This is a genomic window from Streptomyces sp. NPDC035033, from assembly GCF_040636735.1.
Lineage (GTDB): Bacteria > Actinomycetota > Actinomycetes > Streptomycetales > Streptomycetaceae > Streptomyces.
This window is the reverse complement of record NZ_JBEZUZ010000006.1, coordinates 81,496-96,357: the sequence shown is the minus strand read 5'-3', so window position 1 is coordinate 96,357 and position 14,862 is coordinate 81,496. Positions and strand designations below refer to the sequence as shown.

Sequence of the window (14,862 nt, the reverse complement as noted above, 5' to 3'; positions counted from 1 at the left end):
GCAGGCTAACCGGCGGAACCGCTCCCGTCACCGGAGAGGATCTTCTCGCCGGGCACCTCCGCGTAGGCGGCGCGGACCCGCTCCATCAGCGCCCCGTCGACCGGGTACGCGACCCCGTCGACGGCCGTCACCGGCGCGATCGCGCGCGAGTTCGCGGTGAACGCCGCCCGGAAGCCGGGGAGTTCGGCGAGCGTGACGGGCCGGTGCGCCGACGGCAGCCGGGACTCCAGGAGCGCCATGGTGATCCCGGTGAGGTGCGGGGCCGTCGGCCACACCAGCGACGTCCCGTCCCAGAAGGCGATGTTGGCGACCGCCGCCTCGGCGACCTCGCCCTCCGGGGAGGTCAGCAGCGCCCCGTCGAAGCCCGCCCGGCGGGCCGCGTCGCCGTAGTACCCCTGCGCGAAGCCGCCCAGGTGCTTGAGGTGCGCCGCCGGGCGCAGATGGCCGACGGACATCAGGCGCTGCGGGGCGGCCGGGCCGTCGGGCGCGGCCTCGCGGACGGTGACCACCACCCGGAACCGGGACCCGTCCCCGTAGACGTGCACCCGCGCCGAGGAGTCCCGCAGCCCCGACGCCCCGACGGCCCGCGCGAGCAGTTCCCGGACCCGCTCCCCGGGCAGCGGCTCGCCGAACAGTTCGCGGGTGGCCCGGTCGAGGCGGTCGAGGTGCAGGCCGAGACCCTTGACCCGGCCGTCGCGCACCTGCATCGCGGTGAAGTGGCCGTAGCCGCCCAGCACGACGGTCAGCGGCCCGGGGTCGGCGACCGGGACGCCGTCGATCTCGATGTGCGCGGCGGCCGGAGCGGGCGGAGACGTCATGGCCCCACGGTAGCCGTGACCGTCCGCGACGGCGCTTCCGGAGGCCGCTCCCGGACCCGCTTGACCTCAAGTGGACTTGAGGTAACAAGCTCTTCGTCATGGACATCACGACCGCCGCCGCCCAGGCCGCCCCCCTCGAGCTCGCCCTCGTCATCGCCAGCGACCGCGCCGGCCGCTTCGCCCCCGTGGTCGCCGACTGGTTCCGCACCCGGGTCGCCGAGCGCGCCGACTTCGAACTCACCGTCCTCGACCTCGCCGGGACGACCCTCCCCACCTCGCTCTCCCACGACCCCGATCCGGGCGTCCGCGCCGAACTCGCCCGGATCACCCCCGTCCTGGAGGACGCCGACGCCTATGTCGTCCTCACCCCCGAGTACAACCACTCCTACCCGGCCTCCCTGAAGAACCTCATCGACCGCCACTACACCGAGTGGCGCGCCAAGCCCGTCGGCTTCGTCTCCTACGGCGGCATCTCCGGCGGCATCCGGGCCGTCGAGCACCTCCGCCAGGTCTACGCCGAGATGCACGCCGTGACCGTCCGCGACGGCGTCGTCCTGGCCAACGCCCACGGCCAGTTCGACGAGGACGGCCGGCTCAAGGACCCGACCGCGCCCGAGGCCGGCGCCAAGCTGATGCTCGATCAGCTCGCCTGGTGGGGCCGCGCCCTCAAGGACGCCAGGGCCGTCCGGCCGTACGCGGCCTGAGCGGACCCGTGCGGATACGGTGAGGGCGTGACCAGCATTCCCGCCCCGGGCGCCCTCACCGTGACCACCACCACCGACAGCCGGGAGAAGGCGGAGGCGCTCGCGCGCGGGGCCGTCGAGGCCCGGCTCGCGGCCTGCGCGCAGATCACCGGCCCCCTCACCTCCGTCTACCACTGGAAGTCGGCCGTCGAGACCGCCGAGGAGTGGCAGGTCCTCTACAAGACCACCGCGGCGCGGTACGCGGCCCTGGAGGCCCACCTCCTCGCCGCGCACGACTACGAGACGCCGGAGATCCTCGCCACCCCCGTCGTCCGGGGCTCCGCCGCCTACCTGGAGTGGCTGGAAACCGAGGTCGGCCCCGCGTGACCCTGCCACTCTTCGTCTACGGCACGCTCCGCCCCGGCGGGCGCCATCACGACCGGCTCCTCCTCGGCCGCACCGCCACCGAGGAGGACGCCCTGCTTCCGGGCGCGCTCCTGCACGACGGCCCCGGCTACCCGTACGTGGTCCCCGGCGAGGGCACGGTCCGCGGCAGCCTGGTGACCCCCGTCCCCGAGGCGTACGGCGAACTCCTCGCCGCCCTCGACCGGATGGAGCACGAGGCCGGGTACGAGCGCGCGGCCGTCGACGCCGTCCGCGCCGGCGACGGCGCCGCCGTCCGCGCCTGGGTCTACCTCGCCGCCCCCGGCACCCCGGTCGGCCCGCTCATCCCCTCCGGCGACTGGTTCAGCCGCGTTCCAGACGGACCGCGCACACCTTGAACTCGGGCATCCGGGAGACCGGGTCGAGCGCCGGGTTCACCAGCGTGTTCGCCCGGCCCTCCCCGTACCAGTGGAAGGGCATGAAGACGGTGTCCGGCCGGATCGCGCCGGTGATCCGGGCCGGCGCCACCGCCCGCCCGCGCCGCGAGACCACCGCGACCGGCTCGCCCTCCGCGACCCCGAGGCGCTCCGCGAGCCGCGGGTGCAGCTCCACGAACGGCCCGGGCGCGGCGGCGTTCAGCTCCGCCACCCGCCGGGTCTGCGCCCCGGACTGGTACTGCGAGACGACCCGCCCGGTGGTGAGCACCACCGGGTACTCGGCGTCGGTCTCCTCGGCGGCCGGCCGGTGCGTCACCGGCACGAACCGGGCCCGCCCGTCGGCGGTCGCGAACCGGTCGAGGAAGAGCCGGGGCGTACCGGCGTGGCCCTCCTCCGGACAGGGCCAGAAGACGCCCCGCTCCTCCTCGATCCGCCGGTAGCTGATGCCGGAGTAGTCGGCGGGGCCGCCGGCGGAGGCCCGCCGCAGCTCCTCGAAGACCTCCTCCGGGTCGGTGGGGAAGCCCTTCTCCCAGCCGAGCAGCCCGGCGAGCGCGTGCAGCACCTCCAGGTCGGTGCGGACGCCGGGCGGCGGGGTGAGGGCGCGGCGGCGCAGCAGCACCCGCCCCTCCAGGTTGGTCATCGTCCCGGTCTCCTCGGCCCACTGGGTCACCGGCAGGACGACGTCGGCGAGCGCGGCGGTCTCGGAGAGGACGACGTCGGCGACGGCGAGGAAGTCGAGCGAGCGCAGCCGGTCCTCGACGCGGGCGGCGTGCGGGGCGGAGACGACCGGGTTGGAGCCCATCAGGAGTAGCGACCGCACCTCGCCGCCGAGCGCGTCGAGGAGTTCGTAGGCGCTGCGCCCCGGCCCCGGCAGGGTCTCGGGGGCGACGCCCCACACGCCGGCGACGTGGGCGCGGGCGGCGGGGTCGTCGAGCTTGCGGTAGCCGGGCAGCTGGTCGGCCTTCTGGCCGTGCTCGCGGCCGCCCTGGCCGTTGCCCTGGCCGGTGAGGCAGCCGTAGCCGCTCAGCGGCCGGCCGGCCCGCCCGGTGGCGAGGCAGAGGTTGATCCAGGCGCCGACGGTGTCGGTGCCCTTGGACTGCTGCTCGGGGCCGCGGGCGGTGAGCACCATGCCCGTGGGCGCGTCGCAGAACATCGCGACCGCCGCGCGCAGCTCCGGCACCGGGACGCCGGTGATCCGCTCGACGTGCTCGGGCCAGTGGGCCATCGCCCCGGCGCGGGCGGCCTCCCAGCCGGAGGTGCGCTCCGCGACGAACTCCTCGTCGACGCGGCCCTCGGCGACGACCAGGTGGAGCAGGCCGAGGGCGAGCGCGAGGTCGGTGCCGGGGCGGGGGGCGAGGTGGAGGTCGGCCTGCTCGGCGGTGCGGGTGCGGCGCGGGTCGACGACGATCAGTTTCCCGCCGTTCTCCCGCAGCTCGGTGAGGTAGCGCAGCGCGGGCGGCATGGTCTCGGCCAGGTTGGAGCCGACGAGGATCACGCAGCCCGTCCTCGGGACGTCCTCCAGCGGGAAGGGCAGGCCCCGGTCGAGGCCGAAGGCCCGCTGGTGGGCGGCGGCCGCCGAGGACATGCAGAAGCGGCCGTTGTAGTCGATCTGCGAGGTGGCGAGGACGAGCCGGGCGAACTTGCCGAGCGTGTACGCCTTCTCGTTGGTGAGCCCGCCGCCGCCGAAGACCCCCACGGCGTCGGGGCCGTGGTCGGCGCGGGTCCGGCGGAGCCCCTCGGCGACGGCGGAGAGCGCCTCCTCCCAGGAGGCCGGTTCGAGCGCCCCGGAGTCAGGGCGGCGGACCAGGGGCTCGGTGAGCCTGACCCGGGAGGAGAGTACGGAGGGGGCGGTGCGGCCCTTGCCGCACAGGGCGCCCCGGTTGACCGGGAAGTCGGTCCGCTCGACCACCTCGGCGGGCAGGTCCGCCGTGCCGGTCGGGCGGAGCTTCATGCCGCACTGCAGGGCGCAGTAGGGGCAGTGGGTGGGGACCGCGGTGGCGTCGGACATGCCGTCAAGGGTGCGGCGGGCGTGTTACGCGCAGGGGCGTGCCGTATTACGGGCGCGGTGCTCTTGGCTCAGGCCGGCCGGGGGCGGCGGGTGAGGCCAGGGCCTCGGTGACGCCGGTCTCGCGCGGGCCGAGGAAGCGCGGGTCGGGGCGGACGGCCGCGTCGAGGGCGGCCTTGCCGGCGGCGAAGAGCTCCCGGACGGTGCCGTAGTACCAGGTGGTGTCCTGCGGTTCGGCGACCCCGACGCCGTACGAGGCGACCCCGGCCCGCTCGCACAGCGCCACGGCCCGCTTGACGTGGAAGTCCTGGGTGACGAGGACCGCCCGGTCGACGCCGAAGACCTTCCGGGCCCGCACGCAGCTGTCCCAGGTGTCGAAGCCGGCGTGGTCGCTGACGACCTTCCCGTCCGGGACGCCCCGGGCGGCGAGGTAGGCGCGCATGGCGCCCGGCTCGTCGTACTCGGTCCGGCTGTTGTCGCCGGTGACGAGGAGGACCTTCACCTTGCCGGTGCGGTACAGCTCGGCGGCGGTGTCGAGCCGGTGCGCGAGGTACGGCGTCGGGCGCCCGTTCCACAGGCCGGCGCCGAAGACCACGGCGACGTCCCGGGCGGGCACGTCGGCGGTCGTCCGCAGTTTCCCGGCGGCCGCGGTGTGCATCCAGGTCGCGGGGGCGAGGGCGAGGACGGCGGCCGCCATCACGGCCTGGACGGCGCGGCGGCGGCCCCGGACGGTGCGGGGGAACCGGACCTGCATCGGGGTCTCCGGAAGGGGTGCGGGGACGGGCTGTCACCCCGTCCGACGCACGGTGGCCCCCCGCGGTTCGGCGGCGGCCCGATCCGTGCCGTACAGCACACCCGCCAGGCCCATGCCGAGCAGCATGCCGAGGAACTGGGCGGCGGCGTAGGCGGGCACCGAGGAGGGGGCGATGCCGGTGAACGAGTCGGTCAGCGAACGGCCGACGGTGGCCGCCGGGTTGGCGAAGGAGCCGGAGGAGGTGAACCAGATCGCCGCGGCGATGTACCCGGCGACCGCGACCGGGGCCAGCTGGGGGCGGCCGATGTGCCGCAGGCCCTGGACGACGAGGACGAGTCCGGCGGTGGCGACCGCCTCGCCGAGCAGCAGGTGGAGCGCGGCGCGCGGCTCGGTGGACCAGGAGCCGGGGGCGCGGCCGAACATCGCCTCGGCGAGCAGCGCGCCCGCGACGGCGCCGCCGACCTGGGCGGTGACGTAGGCGAGGACCTCGCGGCCGCGGTCCGGGCCGGGGTCCTCCCGGCGGCGGGTCCACCACTCGGAGAGGGTGACGACCGGGTTGAAGTGGGCGCCGGAGAGCGGGCCGATGAGGGCGATGAGCAGCCCGAGGCCGATCGCGGAGGCGGCGGCGTTGGCGAGCAGCCGGACCCCGACGTCCTGGCTGAGGGAGTCGGCGCGGATGCCGGAGCCGACGATCACGGCGACGAGGGCGGCGGTGCCGGTGAACTCGGCGAGGACGCGCCGGGGGAGCGGCGCGGGGGACATTCTCATAACGGAAAAGATATTCCGTGATTCGGAACGAAAAAAGAGGGGAGGGGAGGGGCGTGCGCTCCGTAGGATCCGGCGGTGACCCACGACCTGCTGACCGCCGCGGTGCGGAACAACGCCGCGTGGTGCGCGAGCATGTGCCGCGCCCACGGCCTCGCCACCACCACCGGCCCCCGCGCCTGGACCAGCCCCCGCCGCACCCCGCCCTACTACCCCGACGCCGTCTCCCTCACGGCCGACGCGACCGCCGCCGACGTCGTCACAGGCATCGACCTGACCGCGCCCGGCGCCTCCGTCAAGGACTCCTACGCCCGCCTCGACCTCGCCCCCGAGGGCTTCCGGCCGCTCTTCGGCGCCACCTGGATCGGCCGCCCGGCCGGCACCCCCGCGCCCCCCGCCGACTGGACCCGGACCGACACCCCCGGCGCGCTCGCCGCCTGGGCCCGCGCCTGGAGCGGCGGCGACGCCGACGAGGCGGCGCTCTTCCGCCCGGCCCTCCTGGACGACCCGGCCGTCACCGTCCTCACCGTCCCCGGACCCGACGGGCGGATCCTCGGCGGAGCCGTCCTCTCCACCGGCGCCGGGGCCACCGGCGTCTCCAACCTCTTCGCCGCCGACGGCACCGACCCGGCCGCCGTCTGGGCCGCCGTCCTCGCCGCCGCCGACCCCGCCCTCCCCGTCGTCGGCTACGAGTCCGGCGACGACCTGACCGCCGCCCTCGCCGCCGGCTTCACGGAGCTCGGCCCCCTCCGCGTCTGGCTCGCCGCCTGACAGCCGCCCCCACGCGCGCGTGAGCCCGCGGAAACACCCGCGTGCGGTCATGGAAAAGAGCCGTGACCACCGCGCAACGGGCAGGCAACGTCCCCCCGCCAGGATCGGTCCATGACGGAGCCGGACAGCACGTTCGCGGACGCCGCCGCCCTGTGCGAGCGGGTCGTGGAGCAGCTCGGACTCCAGCTCCGCCGGGTGCGTCCGTACGCCGGCCCGGCGGAGAAGACCGAGCAGGAGGTACGCCGCCCATGCAGCCGTTCGCACAGCTCCCCGGCACCGCCGCCGGCCCCCGGCCCGGTGCTGGCCGCCCCGCCCCCGTCCTCGTCGCCGTCGGCCACGGCAGCCGCGACCCCCGCGCGCGTGCCACCCTCACCCGCCTCCTCGACCGGGTCCGCGCGCTCCGCCCCGGCCTCGACGCCCGCCTCGCCCACATCGAGCTGAACGCGCCGCTCCTCGACGCCACCCTCGCGGACCTCGCCGCCGAGGGCCGCGAAGCCGTGCTCGTCCCGCTCCTCCTCGCCCCCGGGTACCACGTCACCCACGACCTGCCCGCCGCGCTCGCCGCCGTCCCCGAGCTCCCGGCCCGCGTCGCAGAACCGCTCGGCCCCCACCCCCTCCTCGCCGAGGCCCTCGCCGGCCGGCTCGCCGAGGCCGGCTGGACCCCCGCCGACTCCGCCTCCACCGCCACCGGCGTCGTCCTCGCCTCCGCCGGCTCCCGCGACCCCCGCTCCGCCGCCACCCTCCGCCGGATCGCCGCCGCCCTCGGCGACCGCCTCGGCGGGACCCCCGTCCTCCCCGCGTACGCCTCCGCCGCCGCCCCCACCGTCCCCGAGGCCGTCGCCGCGCTCGCCGCCCGCGGCCGGCCCCGGGTCGCCGTCGCCTCCTGCTTCACCGCGCCCGGCCTCTTCGCCGCCCGCGCCGCCGCCCGCGCCCCCTGGATCGCCGCCGACCCGCTCGGCGCCCACCCCGCCCTCGCCCGCCTCGTCCTGCATCGTTACGACGGTGCCGCCCGCGCCCGCGCCCGCACCGGCCGCCACGCCACCCCCAGGCGGGAACTCGTCACCATCTGAGCCCTTCTGTCGGTCCCGCCGGTTACCGTCGAGACATGGCAGGCTACGACGGCACCAGCGAGACCCCCGGGTACGACCCGACCGCCACCGAGCGCTGGGCGGCCGAGCCCGACAAGCGCCCCGGCCGCACCGCCTTCCAGCGCGACCGCGCCCGCGTGCTGCACTCCGCCGCGCTGCGCCGGCTCGCCGGGAAGACCCAGGTCGTCACCCCCGGCACCCGTGGCTACTCGTGGGACGCCAGCCCCCGCACCCGGCTCACCCACTCCCTCGAATGCGCCCAGGTCGGCCGCGAGCTCGGCGCCGCCCTCGGCTGCGACCCCGACCTCGTCGAGGCCGCCTGCCTCTCCCACGACATGGGCCACCCGCCCTTCGGGCACAACGGCGAACAGGCGCTCAACGACGTCGCCAAGGACTGCGGCGGCTTCGAGGGCAACGCCCAGTCGCTCCGCCTCCTCACCCGCATCGAACCCAAGCGCTTCGTCCCCGGCCCCGACGGCGAGCCCGTCCCCGTCGGCCTCAACCTCACCCGCGCCGCCCTCGACGCCGCCACCAAGTACCCCTGGCCGCGCGGCGGCCACCCCACCGACCCCGGCTCGCCCAAGTTCGGCGTGTACGAGGACGACCTGCCCGTCTTCGCGTGGATCCGGCGCGGCGCCCCCGAGCAGCGCAAGTGCTTCGAGGCCGAGGTCATGGACTGGTCCGACGACGTCGCCTACTCCGTCCACGACTTCGAGGACGGCCTGCACGCCGGCCACATCGACCCCAACCTCCTCTACGCCGAACCCGAGCGCGCCGACGTCTTCGCCGTCGCCATCGGCCGCTACGTCCCCGAGGACACCGACCCCGCCGAACTCGCCGAAGCCCTCGACCGGCTCATCGGCCAGGAGTGGTGGCCGCACGGCTACGACGGCTCCGCCGTCGCCCAGGCCCGCCTCAAGGACGCCACCAGCCAGCTCATCGGCCGGTTCTGCCTCGCCGCCGAGGGCGCCACCCGCCAGGCGTACGGCTCCGGCCGCCTCACCCGCTACGGCGCCGAACTCGTCGTCCCCCGCGCCACCCGCAACGAGTGCGCCGTCCTCAAGGCCGTCGCCGACCGGTACGTGATGCAGCGCGCCGAACAGGAGGCGCTCCGCGCCGACCAGCGGATCGTCGTCGCCGAACTCGCCGAGGCGCTCGTCGCCCGCGCCCCCGACGGCCTCGAACCGCAGTTCCGCGCCCTCTTCGTCGCCGCACCCGACGACCGTTCCCGCAAGCGGGTGATCGTCGACCAGATCGCCAACCTCACCGACGCCACCGCCCGCGCCCTCCACGCCCGCCTCCGCGCCCCGCGCTCCTAGGGGCCGCCCGGGGGCGTCGGCCCCCTTTCGCCTTCCGGCGCCGTGCGGGACCCTCGCATGCACGTCCAGGGGCGCTGCCGCCCGGCCCCGGCTCGGGGGCGTAGCGTAGAGAACCGGTCGCAACGAGGAGGAATCAACGTGGTCGACGCAGATCAGACCTTTGTCATCGTCGGCGGGGGCCTGGCCGGCGCCAAGGCGGCGGAGACGCTCCGCGCGGAGGGCTTCAACGGCCGGGTGATCCTCATCGGCGACGAACGCGACCACCCCTACGAACGCCCCCCGCTCTCCAAGGACTACCTCCTCGGCAAGAAGGACCGCGACGCCGCCCTCGTCCACGAACCCGGCTGGTACGCCGCCCACGACGTCGAGCTCCACCTCGGCCAGACCGTCACCGCGATCGACCGGGACGCGCACACCGTCCGCCTCGGCGACGGCACCGTCATCCGCTACGACAAGCTGCTCCTCGCCACCGGCTCCGAGCCGCGCCGCCTCGACGTCCCCGGCACCGGCCTCGCCGGCGTCCACCACCTGCGCCGCCTCTCCCACTCCGAGCGGCTCCGCGACGAGCTCAAGGCCCTCGGCCGGGACAACGGCCACCTGGTGATCGCCGGCGCCGGCTGGATCGGCCTGGAGGTCGCCGCCGCCGCCCGCACCTACGGCGCCGAGGTCACCGTCGTCGAGGCCGACCCCACCCCGCTCCACCGCGTCCTCGGCCCCGAGCTCGGCCAGCTCTTCGCCGACCTCCACGCCGAGCACGGCGTCCGCTTCCACTTCGGCGCCCGCATCACCGAGATCACCGGCCAGGACGGCATGGTCCTCGCCGTGCGCACCGACGACGGCGAGGAGCACCCCGCCCACGCCGTCCTCGTCGCCGTCGGCGCCGCCCCCCGCGCCGCCCTCGCCGAGAACTCCGGCCTCGCCCTCGTCGACCGCGCCGACGGCGGCGGCATCGCCGTCGACGCCTCGCTGCGCACCTCCGACCCCGACATCTACGCGGCCGGCGACGTCGCCGCCTCCGACCACCCCTTCCTTCACCACCGCGTCCGCGTCGAGCACTGGGCCAACGCCCTCAACGGCGGCCCCGCCGCCGCCCGCGCCATGCTCGGCCAGGACGTCTCCTACGACCGGATCCCGTACTTCTTCACCGACCAGTACGACCTCGGCATGGAGTACTCCGGCTGGGCCCCGCCCGGCTCCTACGACCAGGTCGTGGTCCGCGGCGACACCGGCAAGCGCGAGTTCATCGCCTTCTGGCTCAAGGAGGGCCGGGTGACCGCCGGGATGAACGTGAACGTGTGGGACGTCACAGAACCGGTCCAGAAGCTCATCCGCTCCCGCGCCACCGTGGACCCGGACGCCCTCTGCGACCCGTCGGTCCCCCTGGAGAGCCTGCTCTGACACGTACGGGCGAGCCGTAGACTCTACGCGTGGCAGGCAGGATCAACGATGACGACGTGAAGGCGGTCCGGGACGCGGTCCCGATCGACTCCGTGGTGTCCGAGTACCTCCAGCTCCGCAACGCCGGCGGCGGGAACCTCAAGGGACTCTGCCCCTTCCACGACGAGAAGTCGCCCTCCTTCCAGGTCAGCCCCAGCAAGGGACTCTTCCACTGCTTCGGCTGCCAGGAGGGCGGCGACACCATCGCCTTCGTGATGAAGATCGACCACCTCTCCTTCTCGGAGACGGTCGAGCGCCTCGCCGCCAAGGCCGGCATCACCCTCCGCTACGAGGAGGGCGGCTACAACCCCGGCCACCAGCGCGGCGAGCGCATCCGCCTGATCGAGGCCCACAAGATCGCCGCCGAGTACTACGCCGGCCAACTCGCCTCCCCCGAGGCCGAGATCGGCCGCCGCTTCCTCGCCGAGCGCGGCTTCGACCAGGCCGCCGCCGAGCACTTCGGCGTCGGCTACTCCCCGGCCGGCTGGGACCACCTCACCCGCTACCTGCGCGGCAAGGGCTTCTCCGACAAGGAGCTGATCGTCTCCGGCCTCTCCCAGGACGGCCGCCGCGGCCCCATCGACCGCTTCCGCGGCCGTCTGATGTGGCCCATCCGGGACGTCGGCGGCGAGATCGTCGGCTTCGGCGCCCGCCGCCTGCGCGAGGACGACACCGGCCCCAAGTACCTCAACACCCCCGAGACCCCGGTCTACAAGAAGTCCCAGGTCCTCTACGGCATCGACCTCGCCAAGAAGGAGATCGCCAAGACCAGCCGGGCCGTCGTCGTCGAGGGCTACACCGACGTCATGGCCTGCCACCTGGCCGGCGTCACCACCGCCATCGCCACCTGCGGCACCGCCTTCGGCGGCGAGCACATCAAGATCCTCCGCCGCCTCCTCATGGACAACGGCTCGGCCCGCGTCATCTTCACCTTCGACGGCGACGCCGCCGGCCAGAAGGCCGCCCTGCGCGCCTTCGAGGACGACCAGAAGTTCGCCGCCGAGACGTACATCGCCATCGCCCCCGACGGCATGGACCCCTGCGAACTGCGCCTCGCCAAGGGCGACGACGCCGTCGCCGACCTGGTCGAGCCCCGCACCCCCCTCTTCGAGTTCGCGCTGCGCCAGATCGTGAACCGCTACGACCTGGACACCCCGGCGGGCCGGGCCGCCGCCCTCGACGAGGCCGCCCCGATCGTCGCCAAGATCAAGAACGTCGCCTCCCAGCACGAGGTCGCCGTCCAGCTCGCCGGACTCGTCGGCATCCTCGACACCCAGTTCGTCGTCCGCCGGGTCGCCCAGATCGCCCGCTGGCAGCGCGGCGGCGGCAAGGAGCAGGGCCCGCGGCGCGGCGACGGCCGCCCCCAGCGCCCGTACGGCGACGTCCAGGCCCCCCGCGGCCCGGCCGGGCCCGCGCTCAACCTGCGCAGCCCCGCCCACCGCACCGAGCGCGAGCTGCTCAAGCTGGCCCTCCAGTACCCGGCCCTCGTCTCCCCGGCCTTCGACGCCTACGGCATCGACGAGTTCACCGCCCCGCCCTACGCCGCCGTCCGTCAGTGCATCCAGGAGGCCGGCGGCGCCGACGGCGCCCCCTCCGACTACCTCGACGCCGTCCGCGAGGCCGCGCCCGACGACACCGTCCGCGCCCTCGTCACCGAACTCGCCGTCGAGGCGGTCTTCGCCAAGACCGTCGACGAGGTGTACGCCGGCGCCCAGCTCGTCCAGGTTCGCCTCCGCGCCGTCGACCGGCGCATCCGCGACGTCCAGGGCACCCTCGCCCGGCTCGGCGCCCACGGCGACGCCGAGAAGCTCGCCGCCGTCCAGAACGAGCTGTGGGTGCTCACCCAGTACGGGCAGGCCCTCCGCAACCACGGCGCCGCGGCCCTCTGACCTACGGTCCGTCACCGCGCGGGACCAAAAAGTCACCGCACGCCCCTCGTGGCGGCGATGTGTCGTACCCCACACTGGGCGGGGTGACGGAGCCGTTCCGCCCCTCCTGGAGGTCGCCCGCCGTGCAGACCGAGATCCAGACCACCGAACCGGACGAGCGCGACGAACCCCCCGGCCTCCCCGGACTCCCCGAGGTCCCGGCCCAGCGGCGCCGCACCGGCGACCCCGGCGCCAACGGCCCCTCCGCCGACCTCTTCCGCCAGTACCTCCGCGAGATCGGCCGCATCCCCCTCCTCACCGCCGAGGAGGAGGTCGAACTGGCCCGCCGCGTCGAGGCCGGCCTCTTCGCCGAGGAGAAGCTCGCCCTCGCCCCCGACCTCGACTCGCAGCTCGCGTACGACCTCGACCGGCTCGTCGTCCTCGGCCGGATCGCCAAGCGCAAGCTCATCGAGGCCAACCTGCGGCTCGTCGTCTCCGTCGCCAAGCGGTACGTCGGCCGGGGCCTGACCATGCTCGACCTCGTCCAGGAGGGCAACCTCGGCCTGATCCGGGCCGTCGAGAAGTTCGACTACGCCCGCGGCTACAAGTTCTCCACCTACGCCACCTGGTGGATCCGGCAGGCGATGTCCCGGGCCCTCGCCGACCAGGCCCGGACCATCCGCGTCCCCGTCCACGTCGTGGAGCTCATCAACCGGGTCATCCGCGTGCAGCGCCACCTCCTCCAGGAACGCGGCACCGAACCCACCCCGGAGGAGGTCGCCGTCCAGCTCGACCTCACCCCGGAGCGGGTCCGCGAGGTCCTCCGGCTCGCCCAGGAACCCGTCTCCCTGCACACCCCCGTCGGCGAGGAGGAGGACGTCGACCTCGGCGACCTCATCGAGGACGGCGACGCCGCCTCGCCCGTCGAATCCGCCGCCTTCCTGCTGCTCCGCCGCCACCTGGAGGACGTCCTGTCCACCCTCGGCGAGCGCGAGCGCAAGGTCGTCCAGCTCCGCTACGGCCTCGACGACGGCCGCCCCCGCACCCTGGAGGAGATAGGGCAGATCTTCGGCGTGACGCGCGAACGCATCCGCCAGATCGAGTCCAAGACCCTCTCCAAGCTGCGGGACCACGCCTACGCGGACCAGCTGCGCGGCTACCTGGACTAGAGCCCCAGCTCGCGCACGGTCAGCGACCACTTGCCGTCGGCGCTGAAGAGCAGCAGCAGCGGGCCGTCGGGCAGCGGGACCGTCGCCAGCTGCCGTCCGGGCTTGCTGAGGGAGAGCGTGGGGCTGGGCGAGAGGACCCCGCCGTCGGTGATCGGGTGGGTCCAGAGGCTGACGTAGCCCCCGTTCTCCTCGTTGCCCTTGAAGTCGACCGTCAGGTCGGCGGGCCCGCCCGTGTACAGCAGCGCCTCGGGGCCGTACCCCTTCAGCGTCCCGCGCAGCCGGCGGGCGGCGCTCACCGGCCGCACCCGCACGGTCCAGGCGTTGTACGCGGCCACCCGCAGGCGCAGCGGGCGGCCCTCGGGGGCCTCGGTGACGGTGCTGCCGGTGAAGTCGGCGAGCTGGCTGCTGAAGAGGGAGGACCCGGCGTCCTTGTTGTCCTCGCCGAGGGCGTGGACGCCGATGTAGGAGTCGGAGCCCTGGTGCGTCACCTCCAGGAGGACCGGGCCGGCCGGCACCTGGGGACCCGCGGTGACGACCGAGTCGCCCTCGCCCTTGGCGGTGAAGGGCTTGAAGTCCGGCCCGAACGCCCCGGGACCCCCGCCGTCGTCCGCCGTCCGGTCCCCGCCGCCCGACACCCAGCCCTGCATCCGGCCGGCCACCGAGGCGGCCCACCCGCCCTTCCCGTTCCGCCCGCCGCCGTCCGGCGCGGCCGGCCCGTCCTTCGCGGTGCCCGACGGGGCCGGGTGGCCGCCGTCGCCGTCCGCCGCCCCGTTCCCGGCGGGCCCCTTCGCGACGCCGGCCAGCGGCAGGGGCCCGGCGGCCGCGGGCCGCTGCGCGAGGCCCGGCGCCGGCTGCTCCGCCGCGCCCGCGGCCGGCTGCTTCACCAGGCCCGGCGCCGACGGCCCCGCGGCCGGCTCCTCCTCCGCGACCTCGACGCCGTAGTCGGTGACGAGCGCCGCGAGGCCGGCCGTGTACCCCTTGCCGATCCCGGTGAACTTCCAGCCCCCGGACTCGCGGTAGAACTCGCCGAAGACGACGGCCTCCCCGCCCTCGGGGTTGCCGATCAGGTACGCGACGACGACCGCCCGGTCCGGGGCCATCGCGGCCAGGTGGCCGCCGCCCGCCGCACCCGCGATCACGATCCGCTCGACCTCCGGCTCCACCTCGTGCAGGGCGAGGGCCAGCGACGTGCCGCTGTGCCGTACCGCGCCGGAGGGGTGGACGGGCTGCCCGGCGAAGACCATGTCCGCGTCCCCCCGGACCCGGCCGTCCGCGCCGAGCAGCAGCGCCGCCACGTCCGGGGTGCCGACGCCGACCCGCAGGGTGACCGACGGCACCCAGGAACTCTCGGTTATGTGACCCAT

General features: G+C 75.2%; 14 protein-coding genes. 9 read left to right on the top strand and 5 right to left on the bottom strand.

All coding sequences use genetic code 11. The annotated features are described in order from the left end of the window. Nucleotides 1-5 precede the first annotated feature (5 nt). Nucleotides 6-818, bottom strand: coding sequence for an aminotransferase class IV (locus AB0E83_RS04865; RefSeq protein WP_362105912.1), 813 nt, complete (start codon nucleotides 816-818; stop codon nucleotides 6-8). A 98-nt stretch (nucleotides 819-916) separates the two neighbouring features. Here AB0E83_RS04865 and AB0E83_RS04860 point away from each other — a divergent pair, with 98 nt between their 5' ends. From AB0E83_RS04860 to AB0E83_RS04850, 3 genes are read left to right on the top strand one after another with little or no spacing between them, the layout of a single operon-like run. Further along, on the top strand, nucleotides 917-1,522 hold the full coding sequence (locus AB0E83_RS04860) for an NAD(P)H-dependent oxidoreductase (RefSeq protein WP_362105909.1): 606 nt from the start codon (nucleotides 917-919) through the stop codon (nucleotides 1,520-1,522). Nucleotides 1,523-1,549: 27 nt separating this feature from the next. Beyond that, nucleotides 1,550-1,888 carry a divalent-cation tolerance protein CutA gene (cutA, locus tag AB0E83_RS04855; RefSeq protein WP_362105906.1) on the top strand — a complete coding sequence of 113 codons (339 nt, stop codon included), beginning with the start codon at nucleotides 1,550-1,552 and terminating at the stop codon, nucleotides 1,886-1,888. Continuing rightward, nucleotides 1,885-2,283: a gamma-glutamylcyclotransferase family protein gene (locus tag AB0E83_RS04850; RefSeq protein ID WP_362105903.1), complete on the top strand. Its 399-nt coding sequence runs from the start codon at nucleotides 1,885-1,887 to the stop codon at nucleotides 2,281-2,283. Before cutA ends, AB0E83_RS04850 begins: the two co-directional genes overlap by 4 nt. Here AB0E83_RS04850 and AB0E83_RS04845 read toward each other — a convergent pair. From AB0E83_RS04845 to AB0E83_RS04835, 3 genes are read right to left on the bottom strand one after another with little or no spacing between them, the layout of a single operon-like run. Continuing rightward, complete coding sequence (locus AB0E83_RS04845; protein ID WP_362105900.1) at nucleotides 2,249-4,330, bottom strand: molybdopterin oxidoreductase family protein; 2,082 nt, start codon at nucleotides 4,328-4,330, stop codon at nucleotides 2,249-2,251. The two genes, AB0E83_RS04850 and AB0E83_RS04845, sit on opposite strands and share 35 nt — an antisense overlap. A 46-nt stretch (nucleotides 4,331-4,376) precedes the next feature. Further along, the gene (locus AB0E83_RS04840; protein ID WP_362105897.1) at nucleotides 4,377-5,081 is read right to left on the bottom strand and encodes an ElyC/SanA/YdcF family protein; all 705 of its coding nucleotides are present in this window, start codon (nucleotides 5,079-5,081) and stop codon (nucleotides 4,377-4,379) included. Between the two features lie 33 nt (nucleotides 5,082-5,114). Next, nucleotides 5,115-5,849, bottom strand: a complete 735-nt coding sequence (locus AB0E83_RS04835; protein WP_362105894.1) for an aquaporin — start codon at nucleotides 5,847-5,849, stop codon at nucleotides 5,115-5,117. A gap of 75 nt (nucleotides 5,850-5,924) precedes the next feature. On the opposite strand from AB0E83_RS04835, the gene AB0E83_RS04830 reads away from it, so the two are divergent. From AB0E83_RS04830 to AB0E83_RS04805, 6 genes are all read left to right on the top strand, one after another. Next, nucleotides 5,925-6,617 (top strand): hypothetical protein, encoded by a 693-nt coding sequence (locus AB0E83_RS04830; protein ID WP_362105892.1) that lies wholly within the window; start codon nucleotides 5,925-5,927, stop codon nucleotides 6,615-6,617. 248 nt (nucleotides 6,618-6,865) lie between these two features. Further along, nucleotides 6,866-7,687 (top strand): sirohydrochlorin chelatase, encoded by an 822-nt coding sequence (locus tag AB0E83_RS04825; RefSeq protein WP_362105889.1) that lies wholly within the window; start codon nucleotides 6,866-6,868, stop codon nucleotides 7,685-7,687. 35 nt (nucleotides 7,688-7,722) lie between these two features. After that, a complete protein-coding gene (locus tag AB0E83_RS04820) occupies nucleotides 7,723-9,024 on the top strand; it encodes a deoxyguanosinetriphosphate triphosphohydrolase (RefSeq protein WP_362105886.1) in 1,302 nt (433 codons plus the stop codon). 138 nt (nucleotides 9,025-9,162) lie between these two features. Then, nucleotides 9,163-10,422 carry an FAD-dependent oxidoreductase gene (locus AB0E83_RS04815; RefSeq protein WP_362105883.1) on the top strand — a complete coding sequence of 420 codons (1,260 nt, stop codon included), beginning with the start codon at nucleotides 9,163-9,165 and terminating at the stop codon, nucleotides 10,420-10,422. Between the two features lie 29 nt (nucleotides 10,423-10,451). Beyond that, nucleotides 10,452-12,350, top strand: a complete 1,899-nt coding sequence (gene dnaG, locus AB0E83_RS04810; protein ID WP_362105881.1) for a DNA primase — start codon at nucleotides 10,452-10,454, stop codon at nucleotides 12,348-12,350. An 83-nt stretch (nucleotides 12,351-12,433) separates the two neighbouring features. Then, on the top strand, nucleotides 12,434-13,498 hold the full coding sequence (locus AB0E83_RS04805; RefSeq protein WP_362105878.1) for an RNA polymerase sigma factor: 1,065 nt from the start codon (nucleotides 12,434-12,436) through the stop codon (nucleotides 13,496-13,498). Here AB0E83_RS04805 and AB0E83_RS04800 read toward each other — a convergent pair. Further along, nucleotides 13,495-14,862 carry a TerD family protein gene (locus AB0E83_RS04800; protein ID WP_362105875.1) on the bottom strand — a complete coding sequence of 456 codons (1,368 nt, stop codon included), beginning with the start codon at nucleotides 14,860-14,862 and terminating at the stop codon, nucleotides 13,495-13,497. The genes AB0E83_RS04805 and AB0E83_RS04800 overlap by 4 nt on opposite strands.